This window comes from Mycolicibacterium elephantis DSM 44368, assembly GCF_004014805.1.
GTDB lineage: Bacteria > Actinomycetota > Actinomycetes > Mycobacteriales > Mycobacteriaceae > Mycobacterium > Mycobacterium elephantis.
The window spans coordinates 98523-122884 of record NZ_ATDN01000056.1 but is presented as its reverse complement, the minus strand read 5'-3'; the positions used below and the strand labels follow the sequence as shown (position 1 = coordinate 122884).

General features: G+C 69.2%; 22 protein-coding genes. 6 read left to right on the top strand and 16 right to left on the bottom strand.

Going from position 1 to position 24362, the window contains the following annotated elements:
* Positions 1–49: 49 nt before the first annotated feature.
* Positions 50–1891 (bottom strand): acyl-CoA dehydrogenase, encoded by a 1842-nt coding sequence (locus MELE44368_RS23440; protein ID WP_128110679.1) that lies wholly within the window; start codon positions 1889–1891, stop codon positions 50–52.
* 243 nt (positions 1892–2134) lie between these two features.
* Here MELE44368_RS23440 and MELE44368_RS23435 point away from each other — a divergent pair, with 243 nt between their 5' ends.
* Positions 2135–3388, top strand: a complete 1254-nt coding sequence (locus MELE44368_RS23435) for a TetR/AcrR family transcriptional regulator (protein WP_128110678.1) — start codon at positions 2135–2137, stop codon at positions 3386–3388.
* Here the strand turns inward: MELE44368_RS23435 and MELE44368_RS23430 are convergent.
* From MELE44368_RS23430 to MELE44368_RS23390, 9 genes are all read right to left on the bottom strand, one after another.
* Positions 3385–3774: a hypothetical protein gene (locus tag MELE44368_RS23430; protein ID WP_128110677.1), complete on the bottom strand. Its 390-nt coding sequence runs from the start codon at positions 3772–3774 to the stop codon at positions 3385–3387. The genes MELE44368_RS23435 and MELE44368_RS23430 overlap by 4 nt on opposite strands.
* Position 3775: 1 nt before the next feature.
* Positions 3776–4813 carry a phosphotransferase family protein gene (locus MELE44368_RS23425; protein ID WP_128110676.1) on the bottom strand — a complete coding sequence of 346 codons (1038 nt, stop codon included), beginning with the start codon at positions 4811–4813 and terminating at the stop codon, positions 3776–3778.
* A gap of 15 nt (positions 4814–4828) precedes the next feature.
* Positions 4829–5605, bottom strand: coding sequence for an SDR family NAD(P)-dependent oxidoreductase (locus MELE44368_RS23420; protein WP_128110675.1), 777 nt, complete (start codon positions 5603–5605; stop codon positions 4829–4831).
* Positions 5605–6744, bottom strand: a complete 1140-nt coding sequence (locus tag MELE44368_RS23415) for an acyl-CoA dehydrogenase family protein (protein WP_128110674.1) — start codon at positions 6742–6744, stop codon at positions 5605–5607. Before MELE44368_RS23415 ends, MELE44368_RS23420 begins: the two co-directional genes overlap by 1 nt.
* Complete coding sequence (locus MELE44368_RS23410; RefSeq protein ID WP_128110673.1) at positions 6737–8293, bottom strand: AMP-binding protein; 1557 nt, start codon at positions 8291–8293, stop codon at positions 6737–6739. Before MELE44368_RS23410 ends, MELE44368_RS23415 begins: the two co-directional genes overlap by 8 nt.
* Before the next feature lie 12 nt (positions 8294–8305).
* On the bottom strand, positions 8306–9283 hold the full coding sequence (locus tag MELE44368_RS23405; protein WP_128110672.1) for a DUF7064 domain-containing protein: 978 nt from the start codon (positions 9281–9283) through the stop codon (positions 8306–8308).
* A gap of 13 nt (positions 9284–9296) precedes the next feature.
* Complete coding sequence (locus tag MELE44368_RS23400; protein ID WP_241566746.1) at positions 9297–10151, bottom strand: enoyl-CoA hydratase-related protein; 855 nt, start codon at positions 10149–10151, stop codon at positions 9297–9299.
* Between the two features lie 11 nt (positions 10152–10162).
* Positions 10163–10990: an SDR family NAD(P)-dependent oxidoreductase gene (locus MELE44368_RS23395; protein WP_128110671.1), complete on the bottom strand. Its 828-nt coding sequence runs from the start codon at positions 10988–10990 to the stop codon at positions 10163–10165.
* Between the two features lie 455 nt (positions 10991–11445).
* Positions 11446–12327 carry an aminodeoxychorismate lyase gene (locus MELE44368_RS23390; RefSeq protein WP_128110670.1) on the bottom strand — a complete coding sequence of 294 codons (882 nt, stop codon included), beginning with the start codon at positions 12325–12327 and terminating at the stop codon, positions 11446–11448.
* 33 nt (positions 12328–12360) lie between these two features.
* On the opposite strand from MELE44368_RS23390, the gene ygfZ reads away from it, so the two are divergent.
* The gene (gene ygfZ / locus MELE44368_RS23385) at positions 12361–13434 is read left to right on the top strand and encodes a CAF17-like 4Fe-4S cluster assembly/insertion protein YgfZ (protein ID WP_128110669.1); all 1074 of its coding nucleotides are present in this window, start codon (positions 12361–12363) and stop codon (positions 13432–13434) included.
* A 126-nt stretch (positions 13435–13560) separates the two neighbouring features.
* Positions 13561–13728, top strand: a complete 168-nt coding sequence (locus MELE44368_RS23380; protein ID WP_082933132.1) for a DUF3073 domain-containing protein — start codon at positions 13561–13563, stop codon at positions 13726–13728.
* Positions 13729–13732: 4 nt separating this feature from the next.
* On the opposite strand, the gene purM is transcribed toward MELE44368_RS23380, so the two are convergent.
* The gene (gene purM, locus MELE44368_RS23375) at positions 13733–14806 is read right to left on the bottom strand and encodes a phosphoribosylformylglycinamidine cyclo-ligase (protein ID WP_046754394.1); all 1074 of its coding nucleotides are present in this window, start codon (positions 14804–14806) and stop codon (positions 13733–13735) included.
* A 93-nt stretch (positions 14807–14899) separates the two neighbouring features.
* Here purM and MELE44368_RS23370 point away from each other — a divergent pair, with 93 nt between their 5' ends.
* On the top strand, positions 14900–15343 hold the full coding sequence (locus MELE44368_RS23370) for a cupin domain-containing protein (RefSeq protein ID WP_128110668.1): 444 nt from the start codon (positions 14900–14902) through the stop codon (positions 15341–15343).
* A gap of 25 nt (positions 15344–15368) precedes the next feature.
* Positions 15369–16325, top strand: a complete 957-nt coding sequence (locus MELE44368_RS23365) for an NAD(P)H-binding protein (protein ID WP_128110667.1) — start codon at positions 15369–15371, stop codon at positions 16323–16325.
* On the opposite strand, the gene purF is transcribed toward MELE44368_RS23365, so the two are convergent.
* The gene (purF, locus tag MELE44368_RS23360) at positions 16326–17843 is read right to left on the bottom strand and encodes an amidophosphoribosyltransferase (protein ID WP_128110666.1); all 1518 of its coding nucleotides are present in this window, start codon (positions 17841–17843) and stop codon (positions 16326–16328) included.
* 168 nt (positions 17844–18011) lie between these two features.
* Positions 18012–18398: a sterol carrier family protein gene (locus MELE44368_RS23355; protein WP_128110665.1), complete on the bottom strand. Its 387-nt coding sequence runs from the start codon at positions 18396–18398 to the stop codon at positions 18012–18014.
* 16 nt (positions 18399–18414) lie between these two features.
* Between MELE44368_RS23355 and MELE44368_RS23350 the strand changes: the two genes are divergently transcribed.
* Positions 18415–19620, top strand: a complete 1206-nt coding sequence (locus tag MELE44368_RS23350) for an MCE family protein (RefSeq protein WP_128110664.1) — start codon at positions 18415–18417, stop codon at positions 19618–19620.
* 38 nt (positions 19621–19658) lie between these two features.
* On the opposite strand, the gene MELE44368_RS23345 is transcribed toward MELE44368_RS23350, so the two are convergent.
* From MELE44368_RS23345 to purL, 3 genes are read right to left on the bottom strand one after another with little or no spacing between them, the layout of a single operon-like run.
* The gene (locus tag MELE44368_RS23345; RefSeq protein WP_206613843.1) at positions 19659–20324 is read right to left on the bottom strand and encodes an Rv0804 family intramembrane glutamic endopeptidase; all 666 of its coding nucleotides are present in this window, start codon (positions 20322–20324) and stop codon (positions 19659–19661) included.
* A complete protein-coding gene (locus MELE44368_RS23340) occupies positions 20321–22051 on the bottom strand; it encodes an alpha/beta hydrolase (RefSeq protein ID WP_206613842.1) in 1731 nt (576 codons plus the stop codon). The genes MELE44368_RS23345 and MELE44368_RS23340 overlap by 4 nt, the downstream gene beginning before the upstream one ends.
* Entirely contained in the window at positions 22048–24342 is a 2295-nt protein-coding gene (gene purL, locus MELE44368_RS23335) for a phosphoribosylformylglycinamidine synthase subunit PurL (RefSeq protein WP_128110663.1), read from the bottom strand. Before purL ends, MELE44368_RS23340 begins: the two co-directional genes overlap by 4 nt.
* Between the last annotated feature and the right edge of the window lie 20 nt (positions 24343–24362).

Genomic DNA, 24362 nt, shown 5'->3' with positions numbered 1-24362 from the left:
CGCCAGAAGGCCGCCACCCCTCCGGGTGGCGGCCTTCTTCGTCGCAGCGTCAGAACGCGGCTTCGTCGAGCTCCATCACGAAGTTGTCCACGCGCAGCGCGGCCTCCCGCTGTGCGGTGACCGCAGGCAGCACCTCACGCGCGAAGAACCGCGCGGCGGCGACCTTGCCGCGGTAGAACTGCTCGTCGGCGGAGTGGGGATCGGACTCCAGTGCGCGCAGCGCGATGTGGGCACTGCGCAGCAACAGCCACGCCACCACCACGTCGCCGAGCGCGTAGAGGAACCGGGTGGCGTTGAGCCCGACCTGGTAGATGCGCTCCGCCTCGTCGCGGGCCGCGGCGAAGTCGGCGGTCATCTTCTCGACGATCGCCTCGATGTCGGCCACCGCCCTGCCGAGCAGTTCGTGTTCGACGCCGAGGTCGGCCGACGGTTCGCCCGCCAGGGCCTTGACCTCGCCCAGCACGTGGTTGAGCGCACGGCCGCGGTCGCGAACGACCTTGCGGAAGAACAGGTCCTGCGACTGGATGGCGGTGGTGCCCTCGTACACCGTGTCAATCTTGGCGTCGCGGACGTACTGCTCGATCGGATACTCCCGCAGGTACCCGGAGCCGCCGAAGGTCTGCAGCGACTCGGTGCCCAGCAGCACCCAGGAGCGTTCGGACCCGTAGCCCTTGACGATCGGCAGCAGCAGATCGTTGACGGCCTCGGCCAGCGAGGCGTCCTCGCCGGCGGCGGTCCTGATCGCGACCTCGTCCTGCCACGCGGCGGTGTAGAGGATCAGCGAGCGCAGGCCCTCGGCGTAGGCCTTCTGGGTGAGCAGCGACCGCCGGATGTCCGGGTGGTGCGTGATCGTCACCCGCGGCGCCGCCTTGTCCGACATCTGGGCCAGATCCGCACCCTGGACCCGCTGCTTGGCGTACTCGAGCGCGTTGAGATAGCCGCTGGACAGGGTGGCGATCGCCTTGCTGCCCACCATCATCCGCGCGTCTTCGATGACGTCGAACATCTGCGCGATCCCGTCGTGCGTCTCGCCGAGCAGCCAACCGCGCGCGGGGATGTCCTCGCCGAGTGTCATCTCGCACGTGGTGGAGACGTTCATGCCCATCTTCTTCTCGACGTTGGTCGCGAAGGCGCCGTTGCGCTCCCCGGTCAGTTCACCGGTCTCGAGGTCGAAGTGGTACTTCGGCACCAGGAACAGGCTCAGCCCCTTGGTGCCCGGGCCGCCGGCTCCTTCGACGCCGACCGGACGGGCCAGCACCATGTGCAGGATGTTGTCGGCCAGATCATGCTCACCGGCGGTGATGAACCGCTTGACGCCGTAGATGTTCCAGGTGCCGTCGTCGTTGGGGGTGGCCTTGGTGCGGCCCGCTCCGACATCCGAACCGGCGTCCGGCTCGGTGAGCAACATCGTTGCGCCCCAGTGGTTGTCGACGGCGATCTGAGCGATCCGCTTATCCCGCTCGGTGCCGTGCCGGTAGATCACCCGCGCGGCGGTCGGGATGCCGACGTAGGTCCACAGCGCCGGGTTGGCGCCCTGGACCAACTCCGCGAGCGCCCAGTTCAGTGAACTCGGGGCGGCGGTGCCGCCCAGTTCGGGCAGCACCCGCAGGCGCCACCACTCGGCCTCCATCCAGGTCTTGTAGGTGGCGGCGAACGCCGGTGTCACCTTGACCGTTCTGGTCTGCGGGTCGTAGACGGGCGGGTTGCGGTCGGCCTCCTCGAAGGACTCGGCGAGGTCCTCGCGGGCGAGCCGGTCCACCTCGCGCAGGATGAACTTCGCGGTGTCGAGGTCGAGGTCCGGGTACGGCTGGGTGCCGAAGATACGCGCGCGGTCGAGCAGTTCGAAGAGGTTGAACTCGATGTCGCGCAGGTTGCTCTTGTAATGGCCCATTCTGGCTGCCTCTCACGATGTGCGGATTGGTCGCGGACTCCCCTGGTATCAACGCGATCAGTGAACTGTAACTCCGGCAACTGTCCAGGGTCAACAATGTCATATCCGGCGTTAATAGCAACTATAGTTAATCAGCAATATGGTCTGCGCCGTCCGGTCGGCGAAGGCACAAGATCGCCGCTGGGGTCCGTCGCACCACGATGCGAGACTGGACCCATGGCCCGGCCGTTGAGAAAGAGTGAGATGCCACGATCGACCGCGGCGCGCGTGGACTCGGTGAAGTCCAGGCTGCAGTCGTCGGCCCGGGGTTCCCATCGGACCGAACAGGTCGCCCGCGCCGCAGCCCATCTGTTCCAGGAGTACGGCTACCAGAACGTCAGCATCGACCGCATCGGCGCGGCGGTCGGGCTGACCGGCCCCGCGGTCTACCGGCACTTCAAGGGCAAACACGACATTCTGGTGCACGCCCTGATGAGCCAGGTCCATCTCACCGAGGAACTGCACACCGCGGTCGACGAACAGGGCACCACAGCCGAGGAGAAGCTGCATCTGCTGCTCGCCGGGTTCAGCGATCTGACCGTGTACGGCAACGAGGCCACGCTGTGGCGCCGCGAACAGCGCCACCTCAACCCCGACGAACGGGAAGTCTTCCAGCGTTACTTCGCCGACAACCAGCAGCGGATCGCCGAACAGATCATGGCGTTTCGGCCCGAGCTCAGCGCCGCCAAGGCCGAGCTCCTCGGCTCCGCGGTGCTGGCGACGTACTCCAACACCCCCGACATCCGCGGGACCCTCTCCGCCGACCGCCTGCAGGAGATCCAGACCGCGGTGGCGTGGGCGATCATCGACTGCGACCTACCCGATCCCGATCCCGATCCCGACGCGCCCGCGACCCCCGCGCCGAACGACCGCAGGCCGGCCGGGCGGCGGGAGCGCATCATCGATGCGGCCGCGCGGCTGTTCAACGAGCGCGGTTTCTACGACGTGCACATCGACGACATCGCCAAGGCCTCGGAGATGTCGACGGCCACGCTGTACCAACATGTGTCGAGCAAGACCGAGGTGCTGCGCGCGGTGCTGGAACGCGGCGCCGAGGGGCTGCTCTACGTGACCGCCGACGCGCTCGCGTATGCGTCCACCCCGGAGTCGGCGCTGGACGCGCTGATCGAGACCTACATCCGGCAGGCCGTCGGCCCGTACGGGCGGATCATGCAGATCCTGACGGCGGATCTGCTGTACCTGCCGGAGGACGACCAGCAGGCGCTGCGCAACGCGCAGCGGGAGTACGTCGCCGAGTGGATCCACGTGATCGAGCAGCTGGCGCAGGGGTTGTCCGCCTCCGATGCCCGCGCACTGGCGCAGGCGGCGATCGGGGTCGTCACCGATCTGACGCAGAGCCCGCAGCTGCGCAAGCGGCCGGCACTGCCCGCGGAGCTCACCACGCTGGTGCACACGATGGTGCTGCCCGCGGGCCTCACCCGGCCCGCGGGGGCCTAGTCCGGCAGGCCCGGGAGCAGACCCTTCGAGATCTCAGCCCTGACGTCGGCTGCGGTGAATTCGGCTACCGCACGGGCGATCTCGGCGCCGTTGCCATCGGCGTAGGCCGCAGCCAGCGCGTCGCCGAGCTCGCGGCGGGCGGCCGGCAGATCGGCGGGCACGTCGTCGATGCCCAGCCGCGCGGCCAGGTCCCGGGTGCGCGCCAGAGTCTCCTCGCGCGGTTCGGCAGCCCACGCCAGCCGGCCGGCCAGGTTGTCGAGCATCTCGATGACGGCGTGCAGTTCACCCTTGGCGCTGTCGGATTCGATCGCGGGCAGCACCTTGCTGACCAGGGTTTCGCGGATCGTGTGCTGGACCTTGTCCAGATCCAGTGCGTAGACCGTCATCTCAGGCTCCCCACTCTCCGTCGCGCAGCATCTGGTTGAGCCAGCCCACGCTGTAGTACACGCTGTGCGCCATGTTGGCGTACCGCAGTTCGGGGCGGTCGCCCCGTTCGTAGATCGCCGCGGCCTGCAGGCAGCCGATGGCCGTCTTGACCAGTGACTGCACGGCCCACCAGGTCAGGCTGTCCTGACTCGGGCGCCACCCGGCGACCTCGGCGTACTCGTCGAGGAACTCGTCGACCGGCAGCAGCTTGCACGCCAGCGGTGAGCGGCCCCGGGAGGTGCGCTGGAAGAACCACGCCAGGTCGGCGACGGGATCGCTGAAATGGGCGGTCTCCCAGTCGAGGATGCCCACCAGGCTGCCGTCCTCCGGGCTGACCACCACATTGCCCACCCGGAAGTCGTTGTGCACCAGCGAGACCCGGCCGGACACATGGTCGGCCCGGTGGTCCAGCCAGGCCATGGCCAGGTCCAGGACGGGGATCCGCACGGCCGCCACCTCGTCGTAGGTGACGCGCCACTGGTCGTTCTCGACGCGGCCGGTGTCGCCCGGGGCGGGCGGCGAACCGAGTTCGGGCAGGTCGAGGGACTCGGGTGCGGCCGCGTGCAGGGTGGCCATCTCCCGCGCCAGGCGACGGCCCAGCGCGGCCCGGTGGTCGGCGTCGGTGATCACGCGGGTGACGTTGTGCGGCATGGGGACGACGCCCATCATCCGCTCCATGACGAAGAAGCCGCGGTTGCCCGGTTCGGTGACACGGTGGGCCACCACACCGGGCACCGGCAGGCCCAGCCCGGCCGCCGCGCGCAGCAGGGCGACCTCGCGGCCGACGTCGTAGCTGCCGACGATGCCGCTGAGCGGCTCACGCTTGACGGCATACGAGGCCGTCGAGGCGCCGTCGTTCCACGACGCGGTGACCAGGTACGTCTCCCACGAGTTGCCCTCACCGCGCTGGTCGACGTCGACCAGCTCGACCGGCGATCCGCCGGCCACGGCGTCGCTGAGAGCCCGGGCCAGTTCGTCCAGGAAATCGGAGGAACCCATCAGTCACATCCTCCTCTAGATCACGGTGACCGGGCGGCCGCCGCCGTCGACGGTGATCCGCTGTCCGGTGACGTACTCCGCGTCGGCCGACACCAGGAACGCCACCACGCCGGCGATGTCCTCCGGTGTGCAGACGCGGCCGAACGGATACCTGCGCGCGAGTTCCTCGATGGTCCCGCCGCCGGTCGCGGCCTTCACCAGGCGCCTGCCCATCTCGGTCTCGACCAGGCCGGGCGCGACGATGTTGGCGCGGATGCCGTGCTCGCGCTCCTCCTGGGCCAGCGTGCGGATGCACATCTCCATCGCGGCCTTGGCCATCGTGTACGGCGCGGAGTAGGCCGGGGCCTCGGCGACGGTGCTGCTGGAGACCATGACGATGTCGCCGCGGGCCGCCTGGCGCATGTCGGGCAGCACCCGCTGGATCAGGTGGATCGGCCCCAGCGCGTGCACCGAAAGCAGGGACACGAAGTCGGCGCCCGGGGTGTCGGCGACGGTCTGCCCCTTGCTCGCGGTGCCCGCGTTGCTCACCACGATGTCGACGGGTCCGAGGTCCTCACGCACCGCGCCGACCATCGCGTCGACGGCGGCCTTGTCGTCGATCGCCGCGCAGTAGGCCTTGGCCCGGCCGCCCTTGGCGACGATCTGCTCGACCACCTCGGCAGCCTCGTCGGCGCCGCGCCGGTAGTTCACCGCCACCGCGGCACCTTCCTCCGCCAGGCGCAGCGCGACACCGCGCCCCACGCCCCGGGAGCTGCCCGTCACCAATGCCACACGCCCGTCCAACCGGGACATCACGCCACCACCGTTCGTCCGACGAGGTCCTTCATGACCTCGTTCGCTCCGCCGTAGATCCGCTGGATGCGCGCATCGCGCCACATCCGGGCGATCGGGTACTCCTCCATGTAGCCGTAGCCGCCGAACAGCTGCAGCACACGGTCGAGGACCTCCCACTGCAGTTCCGTCGCCTTGTATTTCGCGCCGGCCGCCTCGGCGGCGGTGAGCTCACCGTCGTTGAGCGCCAGCACGCAGCGGTCGATGTACTCCTGCAGGATCGCGATGTCGGTGTGCATCTCGGCGATCTGCATCCGCACCGACTGCAGGTTGGTCAGCGGGCCACCGAACGCGTGGCGCTGCCGCGCGTGTTCGAGGCCCAGCGCAAGCGCGTGCCGGGCGGAGGCGATCGCCATCACCGCGATCGAGAGCCGCTCCCGCGGCAGATTCGCGATGGCCGAACCGAATCCGCGTCCGGGCTCGCCGATGATGTTCGACACCGGCACCCGGCAGTCGTCGAAGAACAGCTCCGCGGTGTCCTGCGCCTTGCGACCGATCTTGTGCATGGGCTTGCCGCGGGTGAAGCCGGGGGTGCCGTTCTCCACCGCGACGAACGTCGTACCGCGGCCGTCGCGTTCGCCGGTGCGCACCAGCACGATCACCAGGTCGCAGGTGGCGCCGCTGGTGATGAAGGTCTTCTGGCCGTTGATGACCAGGTGGTCGCCCTCGCGGCGCGCGCTGGTCTTGATCGCGGCGAGGTCGGAACCCGCCCCCGGCTCGGTCATGCCGAGCGCGGTGACGCACTCGCCGCGGGTGAAGGCGGGCAGCCAGCGCTGCTTCTGCTCGTCGGTGGTCAGGTCGCGCAGGTAGGGCACGATGATGTCGTTCTGCATCGAGAACAGGTCACCGGCCATTCCGGAGGCGACGACCTCCTCGCTCATCACCGCGTTGTAGCGGAAGTCCTCGATGCCCAGGCCGCCGAACTCGGACGCGAACTCGAAACCGAGGAAGCCGTTCTCGCCGGCGGCCTTGATGAACGCGCGGTCGACGGTGCCGGCCCGCTCCCAGTCCTCGACATAGGGCACCGCGGCGCTGTCGATGAACGCGCGGAACGCCTTGCGGAATGCCTCGTGCTCCTCGGTGTAGAGCGTCCTACGCACTCGTCTTCTCCTTGTGGTCCTGCCAGTACTGGTCGCGCAGCTGGCGCTTGTAGAGCTTCCCGGTGGGCAGCCGGGGCATCTCGTCGATGAAGTCGAACGTCTTGGGGCACTTGAACCTCGCCAGGTGCGCCAGGCAGAACTCCCGCAGCCGCTGGGCGAGTTCGGGGGTGCCGCCGTCGGGGTCGACCGGCTGGATGACGGCCTTGACGGCCTCGCCGAAGTCGTCGTCGGGCACCCCGAACACGGCGGCGTCCATCACCTCGGGATGGGTGATCAGCAGGTTCTCGATCTCCTGCGGGTAGATGTTGACCCCGCCGGAGATGATGACGAACGCCTGCCGGTCGGTGAGGAAGAGGTAGCCCTCCTCGTTGACGTAGCCGATGTCGCCGATCTTCGACATGGTGCCGCTGGGATCCATTGCCTGTGCGGTCTTCTCCGGATCGTTGAGGTACTCGAAGGAGCTGTTGCCGCCGCGGAACCAGACCGTGCCGGGCACACCCGGGGGCAGCTCGTTGCCGTCGTCGTCGCGGATCACGATCTCCCCGAAGAAGGCCTTGCCCACCGTGCCCGGGTTGGCCAGCCACTCCTGTGGGGTGCAGCCGCAGGTGCCGTTGGCCTCGGTGCCGCCGTAGTACTCGTAGATCACCGGGCCCCACCAGTCGAGCATGTCCTGTTTGACCTGGCGGGGGCACGGTGCGGCGCCGTGCACGACGGCCTCCAGCGAGGAGTAGTCGTAGCGGTCGCGGATCTCCTTGGGCAGCTTGAGGGCTCGCGAGAACATCGTCGGCACCACCATGGTGTGGGTGACGCGGAACTCCTCGATGAGCGACAGGAACTGTTCGGTGTCGAACTTCTCCATCACGATGTGGGTGGCGCCCAGCCGCAGGCCGATCGAGATGCTGGACTGCGGTCCCGAGTGGTACAGCGGGGCCGTCGACAGGAACGTCATGCCCTCGCGCATGCGGAACAACCGCCGGCCCATCTCCTCGATGCCCAGCTGGTGGCTCGGCGGCACGTCGGGCAGCTGGCGTTTGACGGCTTTGGGTCGCCCCGTGGTGCCCGACGAGTAGAACATCGGAGTGCCGAGGCGCTCGTTCTCCCCCGGGGTGGGCGGGTACGGCGCTATGACCGCCTCGAAGTTGTCGAACGGCGCCGGCGGATCCTCGAGGTCGAGCACCAGCCAGTGCCGCACCTTCGGGCAGTGCCGCGGGAGCTGCTGTGCCACCTCGAATTTCGCAGCACTGGTGACCACCAGTTGGGCGCCGCAGTCGTCGACGATGTAGGCCGCCTCCTCGACGGACAGAAACGAGTTGACCGGCGTGTAGTACAGCCCGCACCGCTCGGCCGCCGACATCGTCACGATCATGTCGAGGTGGTTCTCGGTGAAGATCGCGATGTGGTCGGTGCGCCCCAGGCCCAGCGCCCGGAAGTGGTTGGCCACGCGGTTGGCGCGGTCGTCTAATTCACGGTAGGTCAGACTCTTCCGGCTGCCCGCCATGATCAGCGCGGGCCGGTCGGGGTGCTCGTGAACGTGCCGTCCGGGGTACATCGTCGCTCTCGCCTAGGTGAGGGGCCGCAGGAACTCTGCGATACCCCAACCGCCCTGACCGCCCGCGTAGCGGACGGACATCTGGCCCATGCGCGCGGCGCGGTCGTGGGTGCGCTGGGTGACCGGCACGAAGTGGTTGATCGTCCCGTCGAGCACCAGCGTCGGCAGCCCGTCGGCGGTGATGACCGCCGTGTTGCGTCCGGAATACGTTGCCTCACCGGAATAGTCGGTGTAGACGGTGTACTCGCGGATCGGGTGGAACACCCCGTCCGGGGTGACCACCACACCGCCGGAGGCGCGTTCGCCGTTGGGTTCGAACTCGCCGTACGCGGTGATCGCGGTGCCGTCCTTGAGCCACGCCGCCAGCCACTCCCCCGTGTACGACGCCCACTCCCGCGGCCCCCACGAGTGGTCGCGGAAGGACGTGGCCCGGTCGATGGTCCACGTCGTCGACCCGAGCCGCACCGATCCGCTGACGTGACCGAACTGCTCGTAGTGGTCGGTGGCGATCTGCGAACTGCCCGGGGTGCAGTCCCCGTCCTCGGCGATGGTGAACATGGGCACCGACGCCTCGAACGTCAGGTCGATCTCGCACTCCACCGACGGCGAGTTCTTCAACGCCTGCCGACCGCGCTCGGCCAGCAGCGACGGCGTGCTGATCAGCGCGACGGTGTTGCGGTAGGTGACCTTCCACGTCCGGGTGGCCGCCACCGGCGCGATGGTCAGACCCTGCGTCGACCACTCCTCGTTGGCCTCCTTGGGCTGCCGCCCCGCGCGCAGCGCGATGCGCCCGCCGGGCAGTGTCAACTGCACCGTCGCCTCCGAGTACCCCATGTTCGGCCGGTTGCCGATGCGCATCAGCGCGCTGACTTCGCTGATCGGGTCCACGAAGTTGACGTAGACGCTCTCGTTGTAGTTGGCGATACCCGCTGGGTCATGGGTGAATTCGGCGTCCACGCCGTACTGGCACGCGGTGAACGGTGAGTCCATGGGGCTCTCTCTGTCAGAAGTGGTCGGCGGGGTGATCGTCGAGTGGCGGGAACACCGCGGGACGGCGCTCCAGGAACGACATCACCCCTTCGTGCACGTCGGGGGTGCGCAGCCGGCTGGCGTAGACGCGGGACTCGTCCTCGCAGGCCTCCCGCGGGGTCGGGTGACCCCAGCTGCGGCCGAGCAGGCGCCGCGACAGCGCCACCGACGTCGGGGACGTCTCGGTGACGAAGACGCGCGCGTAGTTCATCGCCTCGTCGAGGACCGCGTCCGGCGCCACCACCCGGGTGAGCAGGCCGGCCTCGTACGCCTCGGCGGCGCCGAAGACCCGGCCGGACAGCACCCAGTCGGTGGCCCGGGTCAGGCCGACCAGCCGCGGCAGGAACCACGACGACCCGCTCTCCGGGACGACGCCGCGCCGGGTGAACACGAAGCCGAAACGCGAACGCTCGCTGGCGATCCGGATGTCGGTGGCGGCCATGATGGACGCACCGCCGCCGACGGCGTCGCCGTTGACCGCGGCGATCACCGGTGTGCGCATGTTGAACAGGCGCTCGCTGACCCGGCCGCCCGGCTCCCGGTACCCGGTCGGGGTGTGGCCCGCCACGTCCTCCTCGAGACAGTTGAGGAGGGTGTCGGGGCCGTTGAGCTCGGCCCCGACACAGAAGTGGTCTCCGGCACCGGTCAGGACAACGGCGCGCACCGCCGGGTCGCGGTCGGCGATGTCGAGCGCCTCCCAGAGGTCACGCAACATCTGGTTGCGCAACGCGTTTCGGCGCTGCGGTGCGTTGAAGCTGATGACCGCGACCCCGTCATCGAAGCGGTAGTCGATCTCCTCGTACGACGGCGGCTGACGATGGTCGGCCACTGTCCCTCCGCTCAGGCCCCGCCGCTGCAGACCAGGGTCTGCGCGGTGATGTAGCTGGACTCCGGCGCGCACAGCAGGTACACCGCACCCGCGGCCTCCTCGACCTCACCGGCGCGGCCCAGGGCGATCCCGGCGGTGACGGTCTCGTACACCTGCGGGTTGACGCCGACCTTGATCTCACGGCCCGCGACGTCGATGGTCTTCTCCTCGGTGGTGACCGCGGTCAGCCGGGTGTTGATGACGCCGTAGGCGACGGCGTTGACCGTGACGTTGTAGCGGCCCCACTCCTTGGCCAGCGTCTTGGTCATGCCCAGCAGGCCGGCCTTGGCGGTGGAGTAGTTCACCTGGCCCGGGTTGCCCTGCATGCCCGAGATGGACGAGGTGTTGACGATCGAGCGCCGGTTGGCGACGCCGTTCTCGGCCTTCTCCTTCTTGGCGAACCCGGAGATGACCGGCTGCGCGGCGCGCAGGATCCGGAACGGCGCGGTCAGGTGCACGTCGATGATGTCGTTCCACTGCTGGTCGGTCATCTTCTGGATGACGTTGTCCCAGGTGTAGCCGGCGTTGTTGACGATGATGTCCAGGCCGCCGAAGTTGTCGACCGCGGCCGCGACGAAGCGCTCGGCGAACTCGGGGTCGGTGACGCTACCGGTGCACGCGACGGCCTGACCGCCGGCGTTCTCGATGGCGGCCACCACTTCCTTGGCGGGTTCGGCGTCGAGGTCGTTGATGACGACGCGGGCACCCTCGGAGGCGAGTTTCTCCGCGACCGCCCGGCCGATCCCGCGCCCCGAACCCGAAACCAGCGCGACCTTTCCGTCAAGCCGTCCAGCAGCCACTACAGCATCCTCTCAGAAGATTGAACCTTGATTTGATGTGAAGACTAACTTCATCAAACCGATGCAGTCAACCGGGTGTTTACCTGCGTGTTTGCCTCAGTCGTGAATGCTGAATATGAAAATGTTGTTCTGACTGAAGGCGTGCCGAGCGGCTGATCTGGCGGCGCGGAGGGGTGCGGGAAAAGGGTGCGGATATGGAGCGGCCCCCGAGCCGTGATTCCTGGGCGGACAAGACCGAGGGGCTCGGGGGCCGGGTGGCTGCGGGGAATTCGCCAGCGCGCGCAGACGCCAAGAGCGTCAGCTCATTCCCTGGCGCTGCTAGCTCGCAGCCACCTCACAAGTCCATAGGTCACACAATTTCCGGACCACCTCCTTCCCTGTTTACGAGCGACGGTACTCGCGCAGGTCAGCGGCGACAACCGATTTAGCAGGGTTCTTTCCGGCGCGGGAAGGTGTCAGCGGTCGCTGACGACCGCGGCGTCGACGAGCTCGGCGAACTCGTCGGCCAGCGGGCTCGGCGGCAGCGGCCTGCCGTCCAGCGTGTGCACCCGCGCGGCCAGCGTGATGCTCGAGACCAGCCAAACTCCTTGTGCGGTAAACAGATCCGCGGGTCGCAACGCACGGTAGTCACAGTCGTAGCCCTTGCTGCGGGCCACCTCGAACAGCGCCTGCTGGGTGGTGCCGCGCAGGATCGGCAGCCACGGCGGCGGGGTGAAGAAGCCGAGCCGGCCGCTGCCGGGTTCGGTCTCGGCGGCGATCACCACCGTCGAGCGCGGCCCCTCCAGCACCAGCCCGTCGGAGCCGACGAAGATCACGTCGCCGGCGCCGTTGCGTTCGGCGTGCCGCAGTGCGGCCATGTTCACCGCATACGACAGCGTCTTGGCCCCGGCCAGCAGCCACGGCATCTCGGCGGTGCCCTCGGCGGGCAGCCCGCGCGCGAGCGTCAGCGCGGCCAGCCCACGTGCCCGCACCTCGGCGACCCGGGCGGGCAGCGGGGCGATCGTGGCGAACGCCGTCGGCGCCGAACCGCTCTCCCGGCCGCGGGTGTACACCAGGCGCAGCGCGGCCTCGCCGCCGTCCCACGCGTCGACGGCGACCGCGACGGCGTCGCGCCAGCGCGCCAGATCGGGTTCGGGCAGATCGGTCATCCGCGCGGACTGGGTCAGCCGGGCCAGGTGCGCCTCCAGCAGGCACGGATGGCCGTCGCGCACGAGCAGCGTCTCGAAGATCCCGTCGCCCCGCACCGCGGCCAGGTCGTCGGCGTACAGCAGCGGTTCGGCCGGGTCGTGCAGCTCGCCGTCCAGCGTCACGACGACGGCGGCGTTTTGGCTCGCCATGGCCAAGAAGCGTAGCGCCGTAAAGTTGAAGACATGTCAGCCGTTTCCGCACCCGAGACCGGACCCGACGCAGGCGCCGTCTGGCACTACGGCGATCCGTTGGGCGAACAACGTGCCGCGGCGACCGAGGCCGTGGTCATCGACCGCTCGCACCGGGCCGTGATCACGCTCACCGGGGCGGAGCGCAAGACCTGGCTGCACAGCCTTTCGACGCAGCACGTCAGCGACCTGCCCGACGGAGCGGTCACCGAGAACCTGAGCCTGGACGGTCAGGGCCGTGTGGAAGATCACTGGGTCCAGACCGAACTCGACGGCGTCACCTATCTGGACACCGAGGCCGCGCGCGGCGAGCCGCTGCTGACGTACCTGCGCAAGATGGTGTTCTTGGCCGACGTCACCGTCGACACCGCCGACCTCGCGGTGCTCTCACTGCTCGGGCCCCGGCTGGCCGATCCCGCGGTGCTCACCGCGTTGGGCGTGGGTTCGCTACCGGCTGAAGCCACCGCGACGGCCCTTCCCGAGGGCGGTTTCCTGCGCAGGCTGCGCGGGCCGGGGCTGGAACTGGACCTGGTGGTGCCGCGCGAGCAGGCCGCCGCGTGGCGGCAGCGGCTCGTCGACGCCGGGGTCCGGCCTGCCGGGGTGTGGGCCTTCGAGGCGCACCGGGTGGCCGCGCGCCGCCCCCGGCTCGGTGTGGACACCGACGAGCGGACCATCCCCCACGAGGTCGGCTGGATCGGCCCGGCGGTGCACCTGGACAAGGGCTGCTATCGCGGGCAGGAAACCGTCGCTCGGGTCCACAACCTGGGTAAACCGCCCCGCATGCTGGTGTTGCTGCACCTCGACGGCTCCTCGGACCGACCCGCCACCGGCGACCCGGTACTGGCCGGTGGCCGTCCCGTCGGGCGCATCGGCACCGTGGTCGAGCACGTCGACGAGGGCCCGATCGCTCTTGCGCTGCTGAAGCGCGGCGTGCCCGCCGACACCGAGTTGGTCACCGGAGGGGAGTCGGCCGTCGCGGCGGTGATCGACCCGGATTCGATGCCGCCCGCCGATACCGTCGGCGCGGGCCGACGCGCCGTCGAACGGTTACGCAGCGGGAACCGTTGACCGGATGACACCCTGCCAGCACGTCGCAGCCAGGCACGGTAAAGTGTGGGCAGGACGATAAACGACATTCAGACCGGAGCCGCCTCAAAATTGGGCCGCTCCGTTATTGCGCGAGGGGGTTCCCCCATGGGCCGCGGCCGGGCTAAGGCAAAGCAGACCAAGGTTGCTCGTGAGCTCAAGTACAGCTCTCCACAAACCGACTTCGAACGGCTTCAGCGAGAGCTGTCGGGAGCACCCGACGACGACCACCTCAACGGTGACGACTGGGCCGACGAGGACGAATGGCGCCCGTAGCCGCCTAAAAGCGCGGGTGACGCCCGACGAGCTTGGCTCGCGGAGCGTCCTTCCCACCCTTCTTGATGGTTCCTAGCGTCCAGCAGGTCAGGTGGCGGGCGGTCAGAACCGCCAGCGCGCGGTCGGTGTCCTCCGGCGCGACGATGGCGGCCATGCCGACACCCATGTTGAACGTCTTCTCCATCTCGGCCCGCTCGATGCGGCCGCGCTGAGCGATCATCCCGAACACGGGCGCGGGCGTCCAAGTGCCCCGGTCGATTTCGGCGACCAGCCCGTGCGGGATGACCCGTTCCAGGTTTCCCGCCAGCCCGCCACCGGTGACGTGGCAGAACGTGCGGACCTGGGTTTCGGCGGCCAATGCCAGGCAGTCCTTGGCGTAGATGCGGGTCGGCTCGAGCAGCTCCTCACCGAGCGTGCGGCCGAACTCCTCGACGTGGCCGGCCAGGTTCATCCGGTCGATCTCCAGCAGCACCTTGCGGGCCAGCGAGTAACCGTTGGAGTGCAGCCCGGTGGAGGCCATCGCGATGATCACGTCGCCCGGTTTGACCCGGTCGGGGCCCAGCACGTCGTCGGCCTCCACCACGCCGACGCCGGTGGCGGAGACGTCGTAGTGGTCGGGGGCCATCAACCCGGGATGTTCGGCGGTCTCGCCGCCCAGCAGCGCGCAGCCGGCCATCACGCACCCGTTGGCGATGCCGGTGACCAGCTCGCTGATCCGCTCGGGCACCGTGCGGCCGACGGCGATGTAGTCCTGCAGGAACAGCGGTTCGGCGCCGCACACCACGAGGTCGTCGACCACCATCGCGACCAGGTCGATGCCCACGGTGTCGTGCTTGTCCATCGCCTGCGCGACGGCGAGCTTGGTGCCGACCCCGTCGGTTGAGCAGGCCAGCACCGGTTCGCGGTAGCCGCCGCGCAGGGCGAAGAGCCCGGCGAAACCGCCCAGCCCGCCCCGGACCTCGGGTCTGGTGGCCTTTTTGGCCAAGGGTTTGAGAAGTTCGACGGCGCGCTCCCCGGCTTCGATATCCACCCCGGCAGACGCGTAAGAGATGCCGACAGGTTCGGCGCGTTCGGTCATCGAGAGCAAGGCTACCGTCGCGGCCCGCGGCGCGGTAACCGCCTTCACAGATCGCCTCGCCCGCGTCCGACCGGCGAAACCACCTGACTGTTCATGACAAGAGTTCGCTCGGGCGTGGTCTCCGCAGCCCTCCTCTCGGCGGCGACCCTGGCGCCGTTGCCCAGCGCCCCCGCGGCTGTCGCCACCCCGTCGGTCGGCGTCGAGGCGATGACCATCTCCGAGGCCACCGTCGACGGCGTCGATTACGTCACCCGCGAGATCACCATCGCCCCCGGCGGCAGCACCGGCTGGCACTACCACGACGGCCAGGTCTTCGGCGTGATCCGGGAAGGCACGCTCACCCACGACACGGCGCACTGCACCGTCGACGGGATCTATCCGCCGGGTGCGCCGATCAGCGAGGCCCGCGGCCCCGGCCACGTCCACATCGGCCGCAACCTGGGCCCGGACCCGTTGGTGATGGTGGTGGTCTACATCCAGCCGCCGGGCACTCCGCTGTCGGAGGACGCCCCCGATCCCGGTTGCGGGTTTGCCTGACGCCGAAAGCGGCGATCCCGCAGGGGTGTCTGACTCGATTCACTGCCTGGTGACCGGGGCTACCGGCTACATCGGTGGCCGCCTGGTTCCCCGATTGCTCGACCGCGGATGCGCCGTGCGGGCGTTGGCGCGCAACCCCGACAAACTCACCGGCGTCGGCTGGCGCGCTGACGTCGACGTGGCCCGTGGGGACCTCGACGACGCCGAGTCGTTGCGCGCCGCATTCGACGGCATGGACGTCGTGTACTACCTCGTGCACTCGATGGGCACCTCGTCCGACTTCGTGGCCGCCGAATCCCGCGCGGCCCGCAACGTGGTGGACGCGGCGCGACGGGCCGGGGTGCGGCGCCTGATCTACCTGGGCGGCCTGCACCCGGCCGGAGTCGAGCTCTCCCCCCATCTGCGCTCGCGCACCGCGGTCGGCGACATCCTCATCGAGTCCGGTATCGAGACGGTGGTGTTGCAGGCCGGCGTCGTAATCGGTTCCGGCTCGGCATCCTTCGAGATGATTCGTCATCTCACCAACCGCCTGCCCGCGATGACCACGCCGAAATGGGTGCACAACAAGGTGCAACCGATCGCCCTCGACGACGTGCTGCACTACCTGGCCGAAGCGGCCGACGCCGAGGTGCCGACGTCACGCACCTGGGACATCGGCGGCCCGGACGTCCTCGAATACGGCGAGGCGATGCAGGTGTACGCCGCTGTGGCCGGGCTGCGACGGCGGCTGATCGTGGTGCTGCCCTGGCTCACCCCGTCGATCGCGAGCTGGTGGATCGGGCTGGTCACCCCGATGCCCGCCGGGCTGGCGCGCCCGCTCGTCGAATCGCTCGAGTGCGACGCCACCATGTCCGAGCACGACATCGACAGCGTGATCGAACCCCCGGCGGGAGGTCTCACCGGCTACCGCGAGGCGGTGGCACGCGCGTTGGAGATCGGTCCACTGCCCAGCGATCCGCGCTGGGCCCACGTCGGCCGGTAGTCAGGGCCTGCGCAGCGCCGAGGCGTTGTCGTTCTCGGCTTGCACCGGCACCCCGGTACGCGCCGCGGTGGCCAACATGTGCTCGATGACGTTCTTGCCCAACGCCGTCTCGCCGGGCAACTCGATCGGATAGTTGCCGTCGAAGCATGCGCTGCACAGCCGCGAGGCGGGTTGTTCGGTGGCGGCGATCATGCCTTGTTGGCTCACGTAGCCCAGGGTGTCCGCGCCGACGGCGTGACGCACCGCCTCGAGCATCTCCTCCTCGGACTCGACCGCGTTGGCGATCAACTCGGCCGGGGTGGCGAAGTCGATCCCGTAGAAGCACGGCCACTTCACCGGTGGCGAGGCGATGCGCACGTGCACCTCGACGGCGCCGGCCTCGCGCAGCATGCGGACCAACGCCCGCTGGGTGTTGCCGCGCACGATCGAGTCGTCGACGACCACCAACCGCTTGCCGCGGATCACTTCCTTCAACGGGTTGAGTTTGAGCCGGATTCCGAGCTGACGGATGGTCTGCGACGGCTGGATGAACGTGCGCCCGACGTAGGCGTTCTTGGTCAGCCCTTGGCCGAACGGAATGCCGGACTCCTGCGCGTAGCCGACCGCCGCCGGGGTGCCCGACTCCGGCACGCCGATGACCAGGTCGGCGTCGACGGGATGCTCGCGGGCCAACGCTCGGCCGATGTCGACCCGGGTCTTGTGCACCGAGCGGCCGACCAGCGTGCTGTCCGGGCGGGCCAGGTAGACGTACTCGAAGACGCAACCCTTGGGTTCGGGGTTGGCGAACCGGGTGGAGCGCACCCCGTCGGCGTCGATGGCCAGCAGCTCGCCGGGTTCGATGTCGCGGACGAACGAGGCGCCGACGATGTCGAGGGCCGCGGTCTCGGACGCGACCACCCACCCGCGGTCCAGCCGGCCCAGCACCAGCGGCCGCACCCCGTACGGGTCACGGGCCGCGTACAGGGTGTTCTCGTCGAGGAACGTCAGGCAGAACGCGCCGCGCACCGTCGGCAGCAGCTCGAGCGCGGCCTGCTCCAGCGTCGCGTCGGCCGCGCCGTGCGCCAACAGCGCGCCGAGGATGTCGGAGTCGGTGGTGGCGGTGGGCGCCCCGCGGGTGTCCAGCAGCCCGGCCTCGCGGGCGCGGCCCGCCAGCTCGGTGGCGTTGACCAGGTTGCCGTTGTGCCCGAGCGCGACGCCGGTGCCCGCCGAGGTGTTGCGGAACACCGGCTGGGCGTTTTCCCAGGTCGTGGACCCGGTGGTGGAGTAGCGGCAGTGCCCGATCGCGACGTGGCCTTCCATCGCGGCCAGCGTCTGCTCGTCGAAAACCTGGCTGACCAGCCCGAGATCCTTGAACACCAGCACCTGCGAGCCGTCGGCGACGGCGATTCCCGCAGCTTCCTGGCCGCGGTGCTGAAGCGCGTACAGCCCGTAGTAGGTCAGCTTGGCGACCTCTTCACCGGGCGCCCAGACACCGAATACGCCGCACTCTTCTCTTGGCTCGGGTTCTGGGCCAGTCACGATAGGGCTGCTCCATCGGGGCGTGGGGTGACATCACCAGCTTACGGGCTACTTCGGCCAAAATCGGCATCGCGGCCGAGTGTCACCGGACACATCGCGCCCTCCGAGGGGCCCAGCGCTCATCCTGGTCCGTCTTTGCGGCCCGAAACCGCACGACGATGCGCGCGCTCACGAGGGGGCCAGCGGCAGCCACTGCCCGATCTCGGCGGCCCGCGCCCCCGACAATCGCAGCGTCCCGCTCGCGACGGCGTCGGCGACGCCGAGCATCCCGGTGGCCAACAGCAGCCAGGTGCGCGGATCGGTCTCCACGACGTTGGGCGGGTTGCCTCGCCGGTGGGCGGGGCCCGGAATGCACTGCACCGCAACGAACGGCGGCACTCGGACTTCCACGCTCGACCCCGGCGCCGTCGCCGCCAGCGTGCGGGCGGTCAACCGCACCGCCTCCGCGAGCTCGCCGCGCGCCGGCGCCGGTCGGGATTCGTCGCGCAGCCAGTCCAGTACCGCCGCCACGGCGGCACGCGTCTTCGCAGGATCCACACCACGACGGCCGGCCATACCCTAGATTCTCAAAGTGTCCATCGACCGCCACAATCGGCCGTACAAGGTGGCGGGTGCAGGTCTGTTGGTGGTCGCCGCGATCGCGGCAAGCTTCATCTATCTGCAGTTTCGTGGCGACCTGACGCCGAAGGCCGAGTTGACCCTGGTCTCGGACCGGGCGGGCCTCGTGGTCGAGCGTGGCGCGAAGGTGACCTACAACGGGGTCGAGATCGGCCGGGTCGGTCGCATCGGCCTGGTCGACGACGGCGGCGCACGCGCAGCCGGCCTCACGCTCGACGTCGACCCCCGCTACCTCGACGTGATTCCGGTCAACGTGCACGCCGAGATCCGCGCGACAACGGTGTTCGGCAACAAGTACGTGTCGTTGGCAGCACCGAAAAACCCTTCCAGCGAACGGCTTTCGGACCACGACGTGATCGCGGCCGCCGCGGTGACCACCGAGTTCAACACGCTGTTCGAAACGGTGACCGAGATCTCCCAGCAGGTCGATCCGGTCAAGCTGAACCAGACGCTGGCCGCGACGGCCGGGGCGCTCACCGGCCTCGGTCAGCGGTTCGGCGAGTCCCTTCTCGACGGCAACGACATCTTGGCCGACCTGAACGCCCGGATGCCGCAGATCCGCGACGACGCCCGCCTGCTCGCCGACCTCGGCGAGGTGTATGCCGACGCGTCGCCGGATCTGTGGGACGGCCTGGAGCACGCCGCGACGTCGGCGGCGACGGTCAACGCCCATCGCAACGACCTGGACGCTGCGCTGATGGCCACCCTTGGGTTCGGTGACGTCGGCGCGAACACCTTCGAACGCGGCGGGCCGTACCTCGTGCGCGGCGCCGCCGATCTGGTGCCGACCACCAAACTGCTCGACGACTACCGCGGCATGCTGCTGTGCACCATCCGCACCTTCAACGAGATGCAGGGGGTGGTGGCCAGAACGCTGGGCGGCAACGGCTACTCGTTGGCGACCTCCTCGGGCACCATCGCCGGCGGGGCGAACCCCTACATCTATCCCGACAACCTGCCGCGGGTGAACGCGCGCGGCGGGCCCGAAGGGCGGCCCGGTTGCTGGCAGAAGATCTCGCGGGAGCTGTGGCCGGCGCCGTATCTGGTGATGGACACCGGCGCCAGCATCGCCCCCTACAACCACCTCGAGCTCGGCCAGCCGATGTACATCGAGTATGTGTGGGGCCGCCAGGTCGGCGAACTCACCATCAACCCGTAGCCCTTCCCTCCGGCGAGCAGACGTGAAAACCCCCTTTTTCACCGGTTTTTGGGGGTGTTGGCGTCTGCTCGCGCCCGCCGGGCACGCGCCGAACGCTGCACCGACAACGCCGCCACCGCGCCGGCCTCGTTGATCGCCAGGTGCGCGAGCATTGGCGCCAGCAGGCTGCCCGTTCGGTCGTGCAGCCACCCGAACAGCCAGCCGGCGGCACCGGTCACCAGCGCGGTGGGCAGCACGGGCATGCCGGTGCTGCGCGCGTCGGCGATGTGGGACAGCCCGAACGCGGCCGACTGCAGCAGACTCCCGCCGGTCGGCCCGAACGCGCCGGCGGCCACGGTGCCGAGCGTCCCCCGAAAAGCCGCCTCCTCCGACCACACCGTGCCCAGCGGTATGCCCAGCAGCAGCCAGCGCAGCACCCCGGCGGGCAACTCGCGGCCGTCAAGCTCGTTTCGCGCCCTCGGCAGCGCGGTGGTCACGGCGACACCCGCGGCGACCGACGAGGCCGTGGCCGCGCCCAACCGCAGCCCCGACCACACCTGCGGCGGCCTCAGCCCCAGCGGGGCGCGGCTGAGCAGCGCGAGCGCGGTCGAGACGACGGCCTGCGGCACGGGATGCCAGCGCGACGGGAACCGGGGCACCACCAGACTCCACCCGACCAGCCCGGCGGCCAGACCGAGCGCTGCGGCGCGCTTGTCGGCACTCACTTCACGAGATCTTCGGCCCTCGCGATGGCCTTGCGCAACGCGATGCGGAGTCGTTCGGTGTCCTCGGACGTCCAGCCCTCCGGCGGGGCCACCGCCACCCAACCGTCGAGGATGTCCTCGCCGTAGTTGTGGCCGTGCCCTTCCGGTACCGAACTCGCGTTGGTCATATCGGCGGCGACCTGCCAGAACGTCACGATCGGATACCACCGCATGGATGGGCTGCGGCCGATGCCCGGCGGCTCCTTGAGCCAGTCCGGCCGGGTGAACAGCAGGTCCTCGGACCACCACACGATCGGGTCGGAGGGATGCTGCAGGAACAGCACCCTGGTGCCCTCCCACGGTTCCTCGGTGACCTTGGCGATCTGAGCGGTGTCGGTGGCCTGCGAGAACCGCACGGTGCGGGCGTTGTCATAGCGCGGCTGCACCTCGGGTGTACCGGGATCGCGCCGTTCGATCAGCGCCTTCCACAACGGGCTGGCGTTCGGCGGTCCCACCCACAGCACCGACGAGAAACCGATTCGCGAGATGTCGGGCAGCCAGCCGAACGCGCCCTGGCCCGCCATCGAACCCAGGCTCTCCCCGTACAGCATGAGTTTCGGCCGCCGGTCCGGTGGCAGCTGCGCCCACCGCTTGTGCACGGCGTCGATCATCATGCGTCCGGACTCGACGGACTTCTGCTGGTCGCCGAGAAACGAGATCCAGCTCGGCAGAAAGGAATACTGCGACGCGACCAGCGCGGTGTCGCCGTTGTACATCATCTCCACCGCCCGCGCGGCGATGGGGTTCACCCAGCCGGTGCCGGTGGTGGGGATGATCACCAGCACTTCGCGGTCGAAGGCGCCGGTGCGTTCGAGTTCGCTCATCAGCACCGCCATCCGCTGCTCGTCGGTGTCGGCGGTCTGCAGCCCGACGTAGACCCGGATCGGCACTTGGGCCGGGGCGCCGTTGAGCTGCGTCAGCTCATCGACGTCCGGTCCGGTGCCCACGAAGTTGCGGCCCTGATACCCCAACGTGTCCCACGGGGCGAAAGAATCTGGGCTGCCTGACCTTTCGGGTTCCAGCGGCTGGGTGATGCCCTCCCTGGTGGTGGTGTTCTGCGGCTGGAACACCCGGTTGGCCCCGGCCAGGAAGCCGCGGATGAGCACGCCGTTGACCAGCAGGATGATCAGCACGACGACGATGGCGGTACCGATGAACAGCGCGACTTCGTCGTTGAGGCGCCAGCGCCGGATGAAGAACCGCGCCATGGTCTTGATCACGTCGAGCACCACCCGGGACGCGGCCACCAGCACGGCGCTGGCGAGCACCGCCGCCGTCAGCGTGCGCAGGTAGGCCGGTGTCTCGGGTCCTTCGATCCCCATCACCGCCGAGATCTGTCGCTGCCACGCCGCCGCGGGAATCAGCATCAGCAGGCAGGCGGCTGCCGAACCGACCACGACCACGGTCTTGAGCGCCCACAGCACCCGCTTGGGCGGCGGCCACCACGATCGGCGCCGCAAGAAGAAGCGCCGCACCATGCTTCCGATGAACACCCCGATGCCGTAGCCGATCGCGGCGTTGAGGCCACCGATCAGACCCTGAAACAGCCAGTCGCGCGGCAGCAACGACGGCGTCAGCGACAGGCAGAAGAAAAGCGCACCGAACGCGATGCCGACGAAGTCGAGCCGGACCAGACGCCAGGCCCAGACGTATACCGGATGTCGTTCGCGATCGGTGCGCGATGTCACCCGAACAACCCGGGAAGCACACTTTCCGAGGTGCTCCGCAGGTCCTCCAGACTGACTGTGAACAGGCCCTGCACGTCCACGTCCTGGCTGCCCTGGTCGACGACCCCGATCCGGGTGGCGGGCAACCCGCGGGCCTCACACATCGCCCGGAATCGGCTCTCCTCGGTGCGCGGCACCGCGACCAGCACCCGTCCCGCCGACTCGGAGAACAGCGTGACGAAGGGATCTGCGCCTTCGGGAAGCACGATGCGGCAACCGGTTTCCCCGGCCAGCGCGGACTCCACCACGGCCTGGATCAGCCCGCCTTCGGACAGGTCGTGGGCGGCCGACACCAGCCCGTCGCGCGACGCGGCGGTGAGCACCTCGGCGAGCAGCTTCTCGCGTTCCAGGTCGATGCGCGGCGGCCGTCCGCCGAGGTGGTCGGCGGTGACCTGCGCCCAGATCGACCCGTCGAACTCGTCGTAGGTGTCGCCGAGCAGGATCAGCGTTTCACCGGGCTCGGCGCCGAATGCAGTCGGAAGACGTCGGCTCACATCTTCAATGACGCCGAGCACGCCGACCACGGGCGTCGGCAAGATCGCCGTCGAGCCGGTCTGGTTGTAGAAGCTGACATTGCCTCCGGTGACCGGAATCCCAAGCGCGACACAGCCGTCGGCCAGACCGCGTACCGCCTCGCTGAACTGCCACATGACGCCGGGGTCCTCCGGCGAGCCGAAGTTGAGGCAGTTGGTCACCGCGATGGGGGTGGCGCCGGTGACGGCGACGTTGCGGTACGCCTCGGCCAGCGCGAGCTGCGCACCGGTGTAGGGGTCGAGCGCGGTGTAGCGGCCCGACGCGTCGGTCGACACCGCGATGCCGCGACCGGTCGCCTCGTCGACGCGCAGCATGCCACCGTCGGCGTTCTCGGCGAGCACGGTGTTGCCCCGCACGTAACGGTCGTACTGCTCGGTGATGAACGCGCGGCTGCACAGATGTGGACTGCCCAGCAGCGCAAGCAAAGTCGCCTTCAGCTCCTCACCCGTGGACGGGCGCGGCAGCTTCGCGGTGGTGTCGGCGTTCAGCGCGTCCTGGGTGTCGGGGCGCTGTACCGGGCGTTCGTAGACCGGGCCCTGGTGGGCCACCGTGCGTGGGGGCACGTCGACGACGGTGTGGCCGTGCCAGGTGATCTTGAGCCGGTCGCCCTCGGTCACCTCGCCGATGACGGTGGCCAGCACCTCCCACTTGCGGCAGACCTCGAGGAACTTCTCCACGTTCTCCGGCGCGACGACAGCGCACATCCGTTCCTGCGACTCGCTGGACAGGATCTCCGCCGGGGTCATGTTGGCCGTGCGCAGCGGCACCTTGTCCAACTCGACAGTCATCCCGCCGTCGCCGGCTGACGCGAGTTCAGAAGTGGCGCAGGACAATCCGGCGCCCCCGAGGTCTTGGATGCCGACCACCAGGTCGTTGGCGTACAGCTCCAGGCAGCACTCGATGAGCACCTTCTCCATGAACGGGTCGCCCACCTGGACGCTGGGCAGCTTCTTGCGGCCGGGACCGCTCTCGTCGCCGCCGAAGGTCTCGGAGGCCAGCACCGACACCCCGCCGATTCCGTCGAGGCCGGTACGCGCGCCGAACAGGATGATCTTGTTTCCGGTGCCGGAGGCGAACGCCAGGTGCAGGTCCTCCTTGCGCAGCACCCCGACGCACAGCGCGTTGACCAACGGGTTGCCCGCGTAGGAGGCGTCGAACACCGTTTCACCGCCGATGTTGGGCAGGCCCAGCGAATTTCCGTAACCTCCGATGCCGCGCACGACGCCGTCCAGCACGCGGCGGGTGTCGGGCGCGTCGGCGGGACCGAACCGGAGCTGGTCCATCACCGCGACCGGCCGCGCGCCCATCGCCATGATGTCGCGGACGATGCCGCCGACGCCGGTGGCCGCACCCTGGTACGGCTCGATGTAGGAGGGGTGGTTGTGCGATTCGACCTTGAAGGTGGCCGCCCAGCCGTCGCCGATGTCCACCACGCCGGCGTTCTCCCCGATCCCGGCCAGCATCGCCGCGCGCATGTCCTCGGTGGTGGTCTCGCCGAAGTAGCGCAGATGCACCTTCGAGGACTTGTAGGAGCAGTGTTCGCTCCACATCACCGAGTACATCGCCAGTTCGGCGTCGGTCGGCCGACGGCCCAAAATCTCGCGGATCCGCTGATATTCGTCGTCTTTGAGGCCGAGTTCGCGGAACGGCTGCGGGTGTTCTGGGGTGGCGGCGGCGTGGTCGACGGTGTCGACCTCAGGAGAGAGCCCGGACGTCACGCCACCAGTCTAGTTTGGGG